Source organism: Salimicrobium halophilum (genome assembly GCF_900100295.1).
GTDB classification, from domain to species: domain Bacteria; phylum Bacillota; class Bacilli; order Bacillales; family Halobacillaceae; genus Salimicrobium; species Salimicrobium halophilum.
The window spans coordinates 207784-224808 of record NZ_FNEV01000003.1 but is presented as its reverse complement, the minus strand read 5'-3'; the positions used below and the strand labels follow the sequence as shown (position 1 = coordinate 224808).

General features: G+C 46.4%; 13 protein-coding genes. 12 read left to right on the top strand and 1 reads right to left on the bottom strand.

Features of this window, described 5'->3' with window-relative positions; translation table 11 throughout:
• The first annotated feature begins 16 nt into the window (after positions 1-16).
• From BLQ44_RS06730 to BLQ44_RS06690, 9 genes are all read left to right on the top strand, one after another.
• Entirely contained in the window at positions 17-958 is a 942-nt protein-coding gene (locus tag BLQ44_RS06730) for a glycosyl hydrolase family 28-related protein (RefSeq protein WP_093193121.1), read from the top strand.
• Positions 959-1191: 233 nt separating this feature from the next.
• The gene (locus BLQ44_RS06725) at positions 1192-2121 is read left to right on the top strand and encodes an NAD-dependent epimerase/dehydratase family protein (RefSeq protein ID WP_093193120.1); all 930 of its coding nucleotides are present in this window, start codon (positions 1192-1194) and stop codon (positions 2119-2121) included.
• Positions 2122-2152: 31 nt separating this feature from the next.
• Positions 2153-2905 (top strand): YveK family protein, encoded by a 753-nt coding sequence (locus BLQ44_RS06720; protein WP_093193119.1) that lies wholly within the window; start codon positions 2153-2155, stop codon positions 2903-2905.
• Positions 2898-3542, top strand: coding sequence for a CpsD/CapB family tyrosine-protein kinase (locus BLQ44_RS06715; protein WP_093193118.1), 645 nt, complete (start codon positions 2898-2900; stop codon positions 3540-3542). The genes BLQ44_RS06720 and BLQ44_RS06715 overlap by 8 nt, the downstream gene beginning before the upstream one ends.
• Positions 3543-3557: 15 nt before the next feature.
• On the top strand, positions 3558-5027 hold the full coding sequence (locus BLQ44_RS06710; protein ID WP_093193117.1) for an oligosaccharide flippase family protein: 1470 nt from the start codon (positions 3558-3560) through the stop codon (positions 5025-5027).
• Positions 5024-6265 carry an O-antigen ligase family protein gene (locus tag BLQ44_RS06705; RefSeq protein WP_093193116.1) on the top strand — a complete coding sequence of 414 codons (1242 nt, stop codon included), beginning with the start codon at positions 5024-5026 and terminating at the stop codon, positions 6263-6265. Before BLQ44_RS06710 ends, BLQ44_RS06705 begins: the two co-directional genes overlap by 4 nt.
• On the top strand, positions 6262-7332 hold the full coding sequence (locus BLQ44_RS06700) for a glycosyltransferase family 4 protein (protein ID WP_093193115.1): 1071 nt from the start codon (positions 6262-6264) through the stop codon (positions 7330-7332). The genes BLQ44_RS06705 and BLQ44_RS06700 overlap by 4 nt, the downstream gene beginning before the upstream one ends.
• On the top strand, positions 7329-8888 hold the full coding sequence (locus BLQ44_RS06695; RefSeq protein ID WP_093193114.1) for a glucosamine inositolphosphorylceramide transferase family protein: 1560 nt from the start codon (positions 7329-7331) through the stop codon (positions 8886-8888). The genes BLQ44_RS06700 and BLQ44_RS06695 overlap by 4 nt, the downstream gene beginning before the upstream one ends.
• A 570-nt stretch (positions 8889-9458) precedes the next feature.
• Entirely contained in the window at positions 9459-12389 is a 2931-nt protein-coding gene (locus BLQ44_RS06690) for an immunoglobulin-like domain-containing protein (protein WP_176757453.1), read from the top strand.
• A 242-nt stretch (positions 12390-12631) separates the two neighbouring features.
• Here the strand turns inward: BLQ44_RS06690 and BLQ44_RS06685 are convergent, their stop codons facing one another.
• A complete protein-coding gene (locus BLQ44_RS06685; RefSeq protein WP_093193112.1) occupies positions 12632-13372 on the bottom strand; it encodes a helix-turn-helix domain-containing protein in 741 nt (246 codons plus the stop codon).
• Positions 13373-14038: 666 nt separating this feature from the next.
• On the opposite strand from BLQ44_RS06685, the gene BLQ44_RS06680 reads away from it, so the two are divergent.
• From BLQ44_RS06680 to BLQ44_RS06670, 3 genes are all read left to right on the top strand, one after another.
• A complete protein-coding gene (locus BLQ44_RS06680) occupies positions 14039-14512 on the top strand; it encodes a DUF1643 domain-containing protein (RefSeq protein WP_093193111.1) in 474 nt (157 codons plus the stop codon).
• Positions 14513-14660: 148 nt separating this feature from the next.
• The gene (locus BLQ44_RS06675) at positions 14661-15932 is read left to right on the top strand and encodes a J domain-containing protein (RefSeq protein ID WP_093193110.1); all 1272 of its coding nucleotides are present in this window, start codon (positions 14661-14663) and stop codon (positions 15930-15932) included.
• A gap of 40 nt (positions 15933-15972) precedes the next feature.
• Positions 15973-16770 (top strand): hypothetical protein, encoded by a 798-nt coding sequence (locus BLQ44_RS06670; protein WP_093193109.1) that lies wholly within the window; start codon positions 15973-15975, stop codon positions 16768-16770.
• The last annotated feature ends 255 nt before the right edge of the window (positions 16771-17025 follow it).

Sequence of the window (17025 nt, the reverse complement as noted above, 5' to 3'; positions counted from 1 at the left end):
CGGAGGGAGATGGACAGTGAGGGTTGGAATCATTATCGTGGCATTTCTCATTTTAAATGGCATTTTTCTTTATAGCATGAGTAAAGATACAACATCTGAAACAGGGATTGTAGTAGAGGACTACGGTGCCGAAGGAGGGGATGACATCGATGACGCCGGTGCTATTCAGGAGGCGATAGATGCGGGTGCAGAACACGGGAGTGGGAAAGTGCTGTTGAACGGGGATTACCTGCTTGAAAGTGGTATTACCATTACAGAAGGGGTCGAACTTTCTTTCGGACATCAGTCCCGATTGCGCGTCAGAGGAAATTTTCCAGTTATCGAGATGGAGAAAAATGCATGGATCAGCAAGGCTTCCATTTTCATAGAAGATCGGAGTTTCTCAGAGGTGGTAGTGCATTTGGACGGGGAGCAGGAATTCTGGTCCTGGGATCAGACGGGACTTGAGGACGTAAAGCTAATCAATACGACGGGCTCTCACCGAGGAACGGGTATATCTCTGGTGGCGGATCACTCCGGTGAATTCATAAGTTTTGTCACTTTTGAGAATCTGACCATTGTCGGATTTGAGACTGGATTGGAAATGAAAGCGGAAGCTCCTCAAGGAGAAGAGGATAACTTCATCAACGGAAACAGATTCCTTAATCTGACCCTCGAGGACTGCGTACGGTGCATCGATATGCAGAGTTCGATCTCCATCCCGAACGAAGTTTCAGGCAATCAGTTCTCCAACTTGCAGATTCAGCCTTCCGATTCTACGGAACAAGCAATTCATGTGACGGGCTCAGATAACAGGATAGACGGCGTAATCTGGGATATCGAACAATATCAGAACAACGAGTCTTTCGTCACGTTTTCCGGAGAATCACAGCGGAATCTTCTATCTTCGAACCTTACAGAAGAATTCATCGAAGACAATGGACGTTCCAACAAATGGGAAGTTCCTGTTCAAGATTAGAACCCTTCATTCTTTAAAAAGAACGAAAATATAAGAGATAAGAAGAAAAAAAGAGAAATCAGGGGTGGGAGCTTCTTCTATGGCGTTTTCTGGTGAATTCGGAGGTTTTTAATTGTGGGGGCAGGATTTATAATGACATTAAGTTCTTTATTAAGAACAAAGTATTCTTATGATTAGTGGAGAAGTGTGGTTACTTAGATATAACTTTTCATTATCAAGCGGAGGTGAGAGGAGTGAAAGTTCTTATCACAGGGGGAGCGGGATTCATCGGTTCCCATATTGCTGAGGAGCTGCTGGAGGCAGGGTACGAAGTGGTTATCGTGGATCTCCTGATTACAGGGAAAAAAACGAATATTCCGTTGGGGGCACGTTTCTACAAGCGGGATATCCGGGAGAAGCTGGATGATATTTTTCAAAAAGAACAACCGGATTATGTCATACATCAGGCGGCCCAAGTTTCCGTAGGTGCTTCTATGAAGGAACCGGTATACGACAGTAGGACAAATGTCGTCGGAACGGTCAATCTGTTGCAGGCTTGCGTGACATATAAAGTGAAGAAATTCGTCTTCGCTTCTTCCGCCGCCGTCTATGGGAATCCGGAATACTTGCCGATCGACGAAAATCATTCGGTAAGCCCGCTATCCTTTTATGGATTATCCAAGTGGACGGCAGAAATGTATATCCGGCGTTTCTCTGATATATACGGCCTTTCTTATACTATTCTACGCTATGCGAATGTCTATGGCATGAGGCAGGACACACAAGGGGAGGCTGGAGTGATTGCAATTTTCACTGACGAACTCTTACATGGAAGGTCTCCCGTCGTCTTTGGAGATGGGGGACAGACGAGAGACTTCATTTTCGTAAAAGATGTCGCTCGTGCCAATCGTCTGGCATTAGAAGCAGGGGACGGAGAGACTATCAACGTCGGGAGCGGTTCACGCGTTTCTCTTATAGAACTTATACGTTTATTGGAAAATACGATGGCACAACCGGTCATCCCTGTGTTCGAAGAGGAGAGGGAGGGGGATATCCGGGAGAGTGTTCTTGCCAATCAGAAGGCGGCAGATCTTCTTGGCTGGCAGCAACGGTATAGTCTCGCGGAAGGCATAAGTCGAACAGTAACGTATCGCAGGTCGGAATTGTTCCGTCGCATTTCATAAATATCTCAACAGTGATGGGAGGTGGGTAGCAATGAATGAAAGAATGGATGTACACAATTTTATAAGCACCTTGAAAAGAAGGTATATAACCATCCTGGCTGTAATGATAAGTATGCTCATGCTTTCGGTAGTTGTAAGTTTCTATGTGATGAAGCCCACGTATGAAGGCAACGAAAACATCGTCATCGGAAGTCTGAACACGAATGAAAGCTACAGCGAAACACAGCAATTGAACATGCTGCTGGCTTCCACCATCGATTTCATCAAAAGTCCCAGTGTGCTGAGTGTCGTAACCCGAGAATCCGGACTCAGCTATGAAGAAATCAACGACAAAATGATCATTCGGAATACGAAGGATTCTCAGATCATCAATGTGATCGTCCGTGACCAGGATCCGGTCCGGGCAGAGCAGGTGGCAGGGCTGATTGCGACGACGACGGTGGATAAAATGAACAGCTTATTCGGTGTCGCGGATATTGTGGTTCTGAATAACCCTGAGGATAATAGTCAGGTCCAGCAGGTTGGCGGATTCGTCCTGAATATAGGAATCGGAATCGTTGTAGGGTTGCTTGCGGGGATAGGGGTTGCGATGTTCCGGGATCACATGGATGATTCTCTCCAAAGCTCGAAAGAAATCGAGACCTTAATCGGCGTGCCTCTTCTCGGAGAGATCGACATGAAGAAGAAGCGGAAAGGGCGTTTCCGTACCCCTCGTATCGAAGTGGAAAAGGAAGAGGATATCGGAGTCATAGAAGGAGAGAAACGGGGGGAGATCAGTGTTTAAGAGCCGCAGATCAAAGAAAAAAATGATACAGAAGCTGCACCTGGATGAGCAGATGATCAGTACAGAACAAATACGTATCATCCGTACAAACATCGATCAGGAAGACAATATAAAAGGAACATGCCTGATGGTCACCTCCCCGGGAAATGTGAAACAGAAGTCTTTGATCACGTCAAAACTAGCCCTCTCTTTTGCAGAACAGGGAAAACGTACACTTTTGATAGATGCGAATGTAAGAGAACCGGGAATCCATGAGTGGTTTCAGCTGGATAATGAGCACGGGTGGACGAATGCCTTGTTGAAAGACGAGAGCCCTGGTCAGTACATCAAAGAAACCTTCCAGTCCGATCTGTATGTTTTACCTACAGGCTCCCGTGTCCATCATCCGGGAAAACTATGGGTCTCGGAAAAGATAGGAAATCTGATGCTGATTGTTAAGGAAGAATTCGACGTTGTGATATTCGAAGCTCCGGAGCTATTATCGGTCGCAGATCCTTTAGTTTTGATGAACCATTGCGACGGAGTCATCATAGTTGCCAGGAACCGTCACTCCCGGCGCGAATCAGCGATACAGACGAAGGACATGATAGAGCGTGCAAGGAAACCCCTTGTAGGGGTGATCTTCCAGACCGGTTAACGAAGAGGTGCCCTTATGAATCCAGCGAAAAAGAATTCGATTGCTGTGAATATCATCCATCTGTTTTACAGTACTGCTTTATCCAGTGCCATCAATGCCATCGCATTAATATTGTTAGCAGGATACCTGCAGTCTCATCAATATGGGCTATTCAGTGTCGCTCTGGCTTTCGCCATGATTATGGGGTACTTCACGGATGCCGGTTTAAGTGACATCGTTCTGAGAGAGGGAGCGAAACAGGAAGTCAGTCTGTCCCGGCTGATGTCGTCTTATATCAAAATGAGGACGTTTCTCCTTGTAGTGACCTTCGCTCTCGGGTTTCTGGTCATTCATCTTATGAACGGGGATAACACACCGTTGCTTCATACCGCTTATGCTCTGGTAATCCCTATGGTGACCGGTATTGCCCTGCAGAGCATAGGGACGACGTTCTTCCGGCTGACCGAAAGGATGCAATATTTCGGGCTGATCCGTCTGGCTTCTGCTGTAACACTTCTGACGACGCTTGGAGTCGGAATGCTTCTCGGAGCCCATCCTCTTCTTATGGCTATGATTTACGGATGTTCGTATATGGCTGCCGGTATATTCGGCATCATTCTCGTAAAGAAACACGTGACGCTGAGCCTGAGACAACCATTTCATTCCGGACTTCTGAGGAATTTGGGAGCTTTCACCCTGGGCGGACTTCTATTCGTCCTTCTTCCTCATCTCGGACCTATTATTCTGGAGAAGACAATCACTTTGAGAGAAGTAGGTCTTTTCGCCGTCGCTTATCGGATTCCCCAGGCGCTGCAGCAGATTCCCTTCGTTGTAGCGGGCGCGTATTATCCGGTTTTATTCAAACATTTCCATAATCAAAGGTTCTCTGAGCATTTCGACCATCACCTTACGCAAATCAAAGTGATGGGGCTGATCGGAATGGTCATAGCCATTCCGCTGTATCACCTATCAGAGTTCATCGTCTCCTTCCTGTTCGGACAGGAATGGCTGGATGCGGCCCTGCCGCTGAAGATACTGGCTATGATGCTGATTCTTCAATCGGTGAACACGGCCCTCGCTGATGGATTGACGACGGTGGAGAAACAGAATGCGAGAACAATCGTCCAAGTGATCGCTGTGTTGTCAGGGGTGTTGTTCTACATCTTCCTCAGCAAAAGCTACGGCGTCGTCGGAGCAGCGGTTGCAGGGGTGATAGTGGAAGGGATCGCTTTGACCGGCTTCTGGATATGTACAGCGACGAGATGGAAGCTATTGAAACGGGCGATTCTTCCTTATCTATCATTCTTTCTTATCAGTACGGTGGGCATAGAGTGGATGCTCGGCAACAGAGCCTGGGCAGGAACAATCCTTCATACCCTTCTGCTTCTAAGTATCCTGATGATGGATAGGCAATTGAGGGATCAAATCGTTCAACTGGTCGTCGAGAAAAAAAGAGCGTGGAGGATGTCGCCGGTAGAAGGGGCAAAGAAGGAGAGGGTAAAATGAATACATTCAGTCAACAGCCTCAGTATCGGGGACTTACGTTCCTGCTTATTCTGCTAGTCACCCTGGCGAACTATCACCTGTATATCGGATTTGCCCTCAAGCCTTATATGGTATTATCCATCGCATACATGCTGGTGTTCTTCGGAGCTTTCCGTTTTTATCGGCTTCAGTTATTCGAAGTGGCGATGCTTCTATTCTATCTTCTTTACGTCTCGACCGGAATCTTTGCCTTGTATCCGGCATCGAGCATCCGGATCATGATCGGAATCTTCATTTATATTTCCTGCTATTTCGTTATGAAATCGATTTTGGTGAACACGACGCAGGAGATGATTCATAAAAGCTTGACGTATGTAGGCATTCTTTTCAATCTTGGGAGTTTGTTCTTTTATTTTCTCGGATTGCAGAAAGTCGGGTTCGTTCTGAGTGGGGACCGGGTGTATCATTACGGGCTCATGCTCGACAGCAATTACCCGCGGCTGATCGGGCTGCTGCAGGACCCGAACTTCTTCGTCTTCTACAACACAATCTTCTTTGCTTACTTTTTGACGAATGCCAGGTCATGGATGAACAAGTTCGGGTTACTGCTTACGATTACGACCAACCTTCTGACGTTTTCGAGAGGAGGACTGCTCGTAATGGTCTGCCTGCTTCTCGTCTATCTCGCTCTCAATAATCCGCTTCGCCAGTTGAAAACGCTTCTCGGACTAGGAACTGCATTGCTCATTTCTCTGTATGTTTCGGTCGTCTATTTTAAATTGGACATCATCGGCGTGTTGCGATCACGGATCGAAGACTTCTCCCAGGACGGAGGGAGCGGACGGCTCGAGCTGTGGGGGAGAGCGTGGAATTATTTCGCTGAAAATCCTTTGACAGGGCTTGGTGCCTACAATTTCGCAGATTACAACAGTGTTGAATTCAATGATGATCTGACGGTTCACAATACGTTTCTAGACATCCTGGCAGATGCCGGGCTTGTAGGGATATTCGGGTACCTCCTGTTCCTCGGCCTTCTCTTGTTCCAACTGATCTACTACAAAGTTCACAAACGTGAACCCTATCTGTTTCTGACATTCATCGGTCTGACGATGCAGATGGGATTTCTCACTGTCATCATCAACGATATGTTCTTCCTATACGTCGCGATTCTGTCCGCCTATCTATTTCAGAGTCAAATGACTGATGAAGTCGTCATTTCAAGACCTGCTCACATGGAAAGGGAGGGGGAAGCGGTATGAATGTACTTCTACTTACGGATAAGTTGAGATTCGGCGGGGCGGAAATATACTTCTGCAAATTGGAGAACCACTTGGAACATCCGGATATCGATTTCACCTTCGCCGCTTCTCCCGGTGAACTTGAAGACAGACTCAAGCATCAGGAGAGATTCATACGATTGCAACCCGGGAAGCACCGGCAGAATATCAGGGTGTTGGAGGGAGTCGTACGGCGAAGGAGGATCGATGTCATCCATGCCAACAGTCTCCGAATGGTATTGTATAGCCTCTGGATGAAAAGAATCAGCCGACTGCCCGTCCGTATCCTGTATACGAAACATAATGTGACAATGCTTGAAAAGAAACGACCAGCCCTCTTTTCGTATCTGATGAATCATCATGTCGATAAAATAATCACGGTCAGCCGCTATGAACAGAATCGTCTGATGGACATCGGCGTGAAAGAGGAGCTTGTGAAGACTATCCACAACGGCGTGGATCTCACACAGTTCGATTTCGTTCCTAAAACACAGACGGAGACCTTCCGTGTAGGAATCCTTGCAAGAATTTCTCCAGAGAAGAATCATGAGCTCTTCGTCAACATTGCCTACCACTTGAAAGACGTGCCGGGGATGAAGTTTTATATTGCAGGGGATGGACCGGACGCAGATAAAATCCGTCGGATGATTGAAGGTTTGGGACTGTGGGATAAAGTGGAGATGCTCGGGATGGTGGACGATCCGCAAGTGTTCATCCAATCCATGGATCTCCTCCTGTTGACTTCTTTACGGGAGGTGTTTCCTATGGTCATCATAGAAGCGTTGGCGACAGGAACGCCTGTCTTATCCATTGACCGGGGAGGGATCAAAGAAGCGATTACGGAAGGGGAAACGGGAATCCTGATTGGCGATCATTCCGTCGAATCCTTCTCTGAAGCTATTCTCTCCATGTATGATAGCGATCAGCAACAAAGAGAAAAAGTGAGCCGGGAAGGGCGGAAGAAAGCAGAGAAGGAATTTTCCCTGGACAAGATGGTTCATGAAACAATCGATGAATACCTGGCGTACCAGAAGGAGGTGACAGGATGAGGAATCAGCGGAAGGCGGGAGTGATCATCGATGGGTTTCCTTTGACGGAATGGGAAAAGCAGGTGATCAGGTCTATCAGGAACGACTCTCGGATAGAACTTATATTTCTGATATGTCTGGGGAGAAAAGGAGAAAGTTCTTCTGAGGAAGAAACCGAAGTGATTGACGCCTCTATCACTCATGATGGAGAATTGGATTCCGCTACTTCTGCCTATGTCCGGGAACAGTCTCCGGACTGGATCCTTTCCTTGAGTAGAGTCCGTCTCCGAGGTGAGATTCTTGATATGCCGACGTGGGGTGTCTGGACCTATCGTCATTATGGGGAGACCATTCCTTTTTTGAAAAATTTTCGTGAACGTTCGAGCAGTACCTCCGTGTGTCTTGATCGACTGAAGCATAACGATATGGTTCAGCCACTGAGGGAGGCGTGCATTTCCGTGAGACTTGACTCGTATCGTACCCATATGAAGAAGGTCGAATCCATCACTTCCGATTGGCCGATATTGGTAAGTGCACACTTGGAAGACGAGACTCTGATGAGGCAAGAGGAGCAATACGTGCCGAAAGAATATAGCTTGCTGAAAGGAAAAGGTGACATACGGCGAACGGAAATGATTCATCGGTGGAAGCGGCTCAGAAGGAAATTATTCGGCTATGAGTTCTGGAATGTAGGGACTACGACCATGAGTCTGAAAGAAATTATGGAACATAAGAATTTGAACATTCACTGGTTCAAGCAACGAAGCGACCTCTATTATGCGGATCCATTCGTGTATCGGGATGGAGAACAGTGGAAGATCATTATGGAAGAAGTGGATTACCGCTCCGTGAAAGGGTTTATCACAGAGTGGATCCTCAGGAATAATGAGGTTATCCAGGAAGAGAAAGCTGTGCTTTCAGGAGGCAGCCATTTCTCTTATCCATATATATTGTATGTAGACGGGGAGTTGTATTGTATTCCGGAAAACTCGGAAACAGAAAAGGTCGTGCTTTACCAGTACAGAGATGGGTGGAAAGCGGTAAAAACATTGATTGACCATTTTCCTGCTGTCGATTCGACATTGGTCAAGTATCAGGGGAAATGGTGGATATTTTGTACGCGTGCTTCCGTTTATAATGGGGATAACGAAGAACTTCATATATTTTATGCGGAGGACCTGTTCGGTGAATGGTCGCCTCATGCCCGGAATCCTGTGAAAGTGGACGCTCGCTCTTCACGGCCGGCAGGAACACCCTTTTATCATAACGGAGAGTTGTACCGTCCGGCCCAGGATTGTTCGCATACGTATGGAGGAGCGATTGTACTGAATCGCATCAGGCATTTATCTGAGACGAAATTCTCGGAGGAGATTGCAGCAAGAATCGAACCGGACCCCTCGGACCTCTACCCGGACGGCATTCATACTTTATCTATGGCGGACGGAATGGTTGTGGTGGACGGGAAGCGGACAGAATATCACCTGAAGCATTTTCTGAAGAAAGCTTATTGTTATCGTCCTGTACCTCTGGAGAAGGTTCTTGCCAAGCCTTTGAAGAAGAAGAGTAGAATAGTGTGAACATAGATTTGTGAAACATCTGTCTTGTGACAGGTGTTTTTCTTTCATTCGAATGTTTCTGGGTGCCGTTCGTGAAGTGATTCATGTGCCGAACGTCCCGCAAATCCCTTTGCCACCCACTCACGTCGTGGAAGAGCTGATGAACGGCGCAGTAAGAAAGAAGCGGGACACTCAGTTGAGAAACACTAACGTGATTGTCCTGCTAAGCTCGCACATGAATAGAAAACCCGGATCTCCCAACCTACCTTCCCGCTTTCTGGGAAGGTACAAGCATTGGAATGCATTTGCGAACCGTTCAGGAGTGGAGAATATGCCCTGAATGTCCCGCAAATGTAAGAATGAACCGTCCATAACCACATGGCAGCTGACGAACGGCGCAATACATGAGAAATGAACCACTCAGCTCCAAAAAATAATCGTGAGCGAACCGCAAATTCTCTCCTCTTTCCCGAAAAAGAACCTATTTTCAATCATATTTAAAAGTGAATGATTGCACATTCATTGAAAGCCCTTACAACCTGTCATATAATAGAAGTCAGACTTTTAATCTATGAAAAAGGGAGAGGTTCGATGAAGAATGTGCCAGGAAAGGTTCTTGCAACGAGTGTCGTCGCAGCAGCCGTACTTGCTCCGTCAGTCGTGCAGGCTGATGAGATGGAAGTTGAGGTAACGACAATCGTTGTAGATGACGATGGGGTTCTGAAAAGTGTCGATTATGACGAGGTCGTGAATGAGTTGCTTGATGGAGAAAGAGACGGTCTCTATAGCTACATAATGGAGCACGACATGGTGGGCATAGGTGTTAATGACGATACAATCGTCGATTTTGATGCATATATTGATGTGTTAGTCTCTTCAGACTCTTCGGATGAAGACATCCTCCAACAAATGATAGAAGATGGCGAATATCTTTTCACTGAGGAAGAGGAAGCGAGCGTTACTCCTTGGAACGGAGAGAATCTTGCTCCTCACGACATCCAGGGAGCGGGTCACTTCTCGCCTTATGAAGGGGAGGAAGTGAACAACGTCAAAGGTGTCGTTACGCACAACCTCGACCAGGGCTACTTCCCGAAAGGATTCTACATCCAGTCGCTTGAAGAAGACGGGGATATCGGTACTTCTGAAGGACTCTTCGTCGTATCGGATAAAGAGATTGAACCAGGGACGGTCGTTTCTGTGAGTGGGATGGTCGAAGAAAGAAAGCCGGACCTCCCCGACTATATGAGTACGGAAACGCAGATGACGACGACGCAAGTTGCAGCGACGGAAGTGATGGAAATGAGTACAGGAGCGGATGTCCCTGAACCGGTAACGCTTGCCGAAGATCGGCCGCAACCGGATGAAATCGATAACGATGAACTGACGAGCTTCGATCCGGAAGAAGATGCCATCGACTATTACGAAAGCATGGAAGGCATGCGCGTCGATTTCAATAACCCTACCATCTCCTCACCGATCGACTACAGTGAGGTGGCGATGCTGCCGGAAGGAGCGGACGTACCGGAAACGAAAGCAGGCGGTGCCCGTTTGACGGAAGATGACAAGAACCCGGAGCGGATCATCGTCGATTTGGATGGTTATGTCGATAACGATTCGTACCCTGCGACGGTCGGAGATACAATGGACGGATCCATTACAGGTATCGTCGACTACGACTTCGGTAACTTCCAGGTGCTCGCAACGGAAGCACCTCCTGAGTTGAATCAACAGGACTACCAGCCGGGTGCGACAGAACTCACCCGCGACTCCGGGAAATTGAACGTAGCGACTTATAACATTGAAAACTTCACCCCGGAAGATGCCGGACAGAAAGCGAATCGGATCGCTGAATCCATCGCCGATAACATGAAGCAGCCGGATGTCATCGGTCTCGTCGAAGTGCAGGATAACACGGGTAATGAAGATGATGGTACCGTATCAGGGGAAGAGAGTGCCCAGACGCTGATTGACGCCATTGAAGCAGCCGGCGGTCCTACGTATGAATATTCGGAGATTCCTCCTGTCGATAACGCAGAAGGTGGAGAACCGGGCGGGAACATCCGTGTCGGCTTCCTTTATAATCCGGACCGTGTCTCGTTAAAAGACGGAGCAGAGAAAGGCGGCAGTGAAGAAGCGGTCGCTTATGAAAATGGGGATCTCACGCTGAACCCCGGCCGTGTAGCTCCGAACAGTGACGCCCTACAAGGATCACGTATTCCGCTCGCAGCTGAATTTACGTTCCAGGGTGAAGACGTTGTCGTCGTCCTCAACCACTTCAACTCCAAGAGTGGCGATGATCCGCTATTCGGTCTTGAGCAGCCGCCGGAACGTGGATCCGAAGAGCAGCGCCATGCGATTGCAGAAGAAGTGAACGGCTTTGTCGACGGAATTCTTGAAGATGATCCAGATGCGAACGTCGTCGTCATGGGTGACTTGAACGACTTCCAATTCTCGAAGACACTCGACATTCTGAAAGGCGACGACCTCACCAACATGATCGACACATTACCGGAGGACGAGCAGTACACGTATAACTTTACAGGCAACTCCCAGGTCCTCGACCACATCCTCGTCAACAATGACCTGGCCGGATCGACGACAGCGGATATCCTGAACATCAACTCCGACTTCTCGGTAGCGGAAGACCGTGCCAGTGACCACGATCCGGTTCTCGCACAAATCGATTTCGGTTTTGATGGATGGAGTGCGGAAGAAGTAGTGACGTATATGAAGGAGAATCTTGACATCGGATACAAAGCAGGCGATAGCGAGGACTCCGTAACGCAGGACCTCATCCTTCCAAATGAAGGATTCGACGGAACGACCATTTCCTGGAGTTCAAGCAACGAAGACGTGGTGACAGCGGACGGAATCGTTACCCGACCTGAGACAGGTACTGGAGATGAAGTAGTGACACTTACGGCAACAATCACGAACGGAGCTGAAGTACAGACGGAAGAAGTGACACTCACGATTCCTGAAGAAGCTCCGGCTGTCGATATCTCAGAAGCCCGTGCTCTTGATGGAGGCATGCAAGCGAAGGTCCAAGGAGAAATCACGGCTATTAATGGAAGTAACTATTACATCGAAGACGACACGGCTGGTATCGTCGTTTACGATGAAAATGGCAACATCGATGCAGAAGTCGGTGACGTCATCGAAGTTCAGGGAGCAACAGGCGCGTACTACGGTCAAGAACAGATTACAGTTGCTTATGCTGATAGTGTGATGATTGCGGAAGCTGATGCAGATGCCCTTGAACCTGCAACAGTGACGGGTGCTGATATCGGAGAAGATACAGAAGCTGAACTCGTAACGCTTGAAAATGTGGAAATTACAGAAGCCCGTGAGTACGGTGAATTTACAGCTGTGGACGGAGAAGGGAATACGTTCATCGTTGATAATGAATTCACGGATGTTCCGGTTGAAGTAGGAGATACGCTTGATAGTATTACTGGTGTTGTCGTATATACGTTCGAGGAGTATAAGGTGGCGCCACGTGTGGAAAGTGATCTGCAATAAGCTAGTAACTCATCAATAAAGAAGCCTTCATGTGCCGCGAGCGCATGAAGGCTTTTTCTTTGTGGCAGTTTTCAGTGGCGAATCAGGTGATACGTCGCAAATGTATAGGTATGCGATAGTTTTTACTGAATAGCAACGAAAAATGTTTGATGCTATTTTTTATGCCGTACTTTAGAAATCTACTACTGAAAAAACACCTTATACCCCGAAATCTCGACCACTAATGAATGGTCAGGCTTCACTCATATCGCATGATTCTTCCGGTACTTCAAAGGTGTCGTATCCATAATTTCTTTGAATTTCCGGCCATAAGACGTTACAGACGAATACCCATACTCCTCCGCGATACGCTGAATCGAATAATTCGTAAACATCAGGTGCTCCGTCGAAGCTTCGATTTTTTTTCGGTGAATATAAGCGGTGATTGATTCGTCCATCTCCTCATGAAAAATAGCAGACAGATAAGGCGACGATATTTCCAGTTTGTCAGCAACAACTTTCAGACTGAGCCTGGAGGATTTCAACTTTGAATTGATGAGTTGAATCGCCTTTCCTACGTGCGGATTGGAAATATGATCGAACTCTTTGATCCCGGAGGCATACAGGGCTAGCATCTTATCCGTGAGAAAATGGGCCCCCGTTTCGAAATGAGCGGGTGCCATGTCATCGATTGTAAACAACAATGAAAAAATTTGTGCCATCGTCATAGGGGTGAACCGTTGGATACTCGCCTGAAGGCTGGCGGAAATAATGATGCTTTTCCAGGAGAACTGGATGCGTCCCCACTCTTCATCGGAAGGGATACCCTCATGTTTGGTACCGGTAAAGCGGAAGATACGAAACAGCGTGTCCCTGTCTCTATTCATCAAAAGTCTGTAAACGCTCTGGAAGTCTTCGGTCTGGTTACGGTCGATATCCAGACTGTTCATGATATGTATGTTTTCATCGAGATGTCTCAGGTAAAGCTGTTCTGCTGACTCCAAACGAATCCCCCTCTTCCTTCTAATTCATATGTTGCAATTATCGTACACGATATCCAAATAAAAGAAAATAGTCGTGAGTCTTTTTGATCAGAGGTGCACAGATTTTTGAATATCTGAAAATTTGTAAGGAAAACTATTACCTGGAATAGCTTTATAGGTAGTATCGGAGAAAAAAGGATCATTTTAAAAAAGTTGGGTCCCTTGAATGGACCGAAACGCTCACACTTAGCCAGAACCCCGGGAACTAGTAAACTACTTTGGCTCTCGCCAAAAAGGTGCAAGTATTTGAATTCATTTGCGCGCTGTTCAGGGCTTGGGAGGCTGAGTCGAGTGTCTCGCAAATCTAATTGCCACCCATTCACGACGTGGGGAAGCTTTCAAATGGCTCAATACGAAAGAAATGAACTACTCAGGTGAAAATGCTGGACCTGAGTGTCCAATAAATACAGAAACGGACCGTTTAGCTTACTGGATAGATCCGATAAAGCAATAAGAACAGAACTAGGGGATCTTTTGTGGAGAAGTGCAAATTTTTGTCAACCCATAATTAGTAAATTGTGCTACAATAAAAGTGGGAAAATTCTGATATTATACAAACTGAGGCGCCTGACATGACCATCTGAAGCACAATGTCTAACTTTAAAAACTTCCGGGGGTGACAAAGGAATGGCACTTATTAGTGAATGTGAGAACTACAGGTATTGGCTGGAGCGGTCCTGGGAGCAGGAAGGATCCAAAGAAGAGGAGTTGCTTTTCGTCCTGTTGAACCCCTCAACCGCTGATGATAAAACAGATGATCCAACGATTAGGAAATTGAGAGGGTTTACATCCAGGTGGGGATACCGGAAATTTAAAGTGGTAAACTTGTATGCTCTTCGCTCTTCGAAACCGGACGTACTTAAAGCTGACCATTCCCCTGTGGGGGCAGAGAATGATTACTGGTTGAAACGATTACTCGGTGAACATCGAACCATCGTATGTGCTTGGGGGAATCATGCTGATAAGAGAAGAGTTCAGTACTTCAGGGGATTGGCTGATGAGTTAGGCGTCTCTCTCTTGTGCTTAGGAAAGACGAAGCAGGGACAGCCCCGTCATCCTTTATACTTACCTTATGATCAGAAACTGGAGACCTACGTCTAATCTTGACCGGAATAAGTTGATAACTTACACATGCTGCTTTTCGACTGGAAAGCAGCTTTATTTCACCAATAACGTTCTTTATAAAATTTTTATCGTTTCATATGTGAGGTTGCAAGAACAATGTCATCCTTCATAAGGAGGTCAGGAAATGGAAAGCACTATGACTTATTATGAAATGCTCGACATTCCGCCCAATGCTCCGCCGGATTCGATCAAGAGGGCATACGTGAAGAAATTGAGCCAGTATTCCGAGGAAAGGTATGCGAAGGAATTTCAGATGATCACCAAAGCTTATGAAACTCTCGGGAATCCTGTTTTAAGAAAAGAATACGATGAAAGCCTCCGTGATCACCCGTCTTATGCTTCCATGAAGCTGCGCGAAGATTACTATTTCGAAGAGCATTATGAACGCGCATGGATCAGGTTCAAACTGGGGGAATATGAAGAAGCGCTCGAAATTTTACAGGAATATGACGAGATATTTCCTGGCCGGGAGGAAGTCGGGCTTCTGATGAGCGACTGTTTCTTGCAGCTGGATATGCTCGAAGAAGCGGAAGAGAAAATAACGGAAAATATGCCGAAAGGGGAGAAGGAAGAAGCTTGGCTCCATCTTATGCTTCGGTTGTGTTTTGACAAAGGGTCTTTCGAGGAAGCTCGTCCCTACGGTCTGCGACTGCTTTCGAAGGACCCGTACAACCCTTGGTACGTCTGGAAATATGCGAAGACGTATACGATGGAGAATGATTTCTTCAGTGCGTCCCGGATCGCATATGATTACTTTTCCTCCCGTGACCTCGATATGGAATCGGTGAAATTGATGATCCTGTTATTGTTCAGTTCAAGCTTCACCGGGGATTACCGATTGTATGAGGAATCGAAACGAAAATTGTTACGTTTCAGAAAGCAGACGACGGAAGAAAACCGCGCCATCATTCTTCAGAATCTGAAAGAAGAAATGAATCGGATGGCGCCTGTCCATTACTTTTATATGGATTTGCTGAATCTCATCAGTGAAATGAATGAAAGGGAATCGCAGGAAACAGAAGCATGGCTCCGAACAGCTCGGGCTAAGAAAATGAAGAATGTCTTTTACTACCCTGATAATCGCACGAACGTACTGAAGAAGGAACCATCTTCTGATGACTTAGAAAAGCAGAAAGAGCGTTTTGCTGAGGAAGCTGGAAACTTTCATCCGGAACACACCAGGAATAAGGAAAGGAGAATAAACGAAAGGGGCTCTTCCACATGGTCTATTGTATTCGGATTGTTCCTGATGCTGACGCTGCATCCATTCATCGGTTTCATCTCGGGATTGCTCTGGTATTACCGGGCGGAAAAGATCAAAGAATTGTGGAATGGACTCGGTTTTGCGCTATTCGTCACCTTTTATATCTTTCTGTTCATGATCAAATATTCGTAAATTCGCCCAAATATAATAAGAAGGAAAGGTGGAGAAGAAAATGACTGCAGTCGCAGAAGTGCTCATGGGTCTCTCCGCGGTGCTGATCATCTTCGGGTTAGGGTGGATGGTTGTAATGTTGGTAATGAAAAAGTCTGTCCAAAAGGCTATTCAAACGACTGGGGCAGGACTTACCATTCTGGTGATTGGTGGCCTCTTATCGATTCCAGGGGTGCGTCAGGCTGAGGTGGATGGGAACGTCGTTGTATATGAAGATTTAATGACTATGATCGAAGAACAGGAAGGTATTTTAGAAGGGATAGAAACGGATGTAGCCGCAGCCGAGAAGAAGAAAAGAGATAAAGATACGGAAATTGCAGGAAAAGAAGAAGAAATAACTGCTCTGGATAAAGAAATCAAAGCAAAACAGGCGGAAGTGGACGAAATCAATGCCATGATAGATGGAAAGAAAGAGTTGGAGAATGAAATCTCGGACATAGATGGCCAACTGGATGCGAAAAAGAAAGAAATGGAAGACTTAGATGGTCAACTTGCTGTGAAGAAAGAGGAGCTCGCAGACATGGATACTTCGATCAAAGAGAAAAAGATGGCTCCTGTACAGCTTCCGGCCGGGCACTTTACGATAGGGAAAGATCTGCCACCGAACAGATATAAAGTGATGCCGTTAGGGAGAGGAAGCAATTTCATCGTATATAGCAGTTCCGGAAGTCTTTTGGTCAATACAATCCTTGATAGAAATGGGGAGTCAGGGTTCGGGGTACCAGAATATATTTTCGAGGCGACAGATGGTGGAACGATCGAATCGGAGGAGTCTGTGAAGCTGATTCCTGTGGAGTAAAAGAATCATGAGGAAAATAATAATAGGAGCTACTTAACTATCCAGTGGCTCCTTGAACTTTTTCGAAATGATGTTCATCAAAAAGAAGAACCATATTTTTGTTTTGAACGGGGTAAAATGTCTGAATGAAAAGTTATTCATGTTGTGAGACTATTTTTGTAAATGTAGCTTATTAACTATGAGTCATGTAAAAAAATGAAAATGCATGAAGAAAGAATTATACTTCATAAATGGAGAGAACTTTCAGAGTTCTTT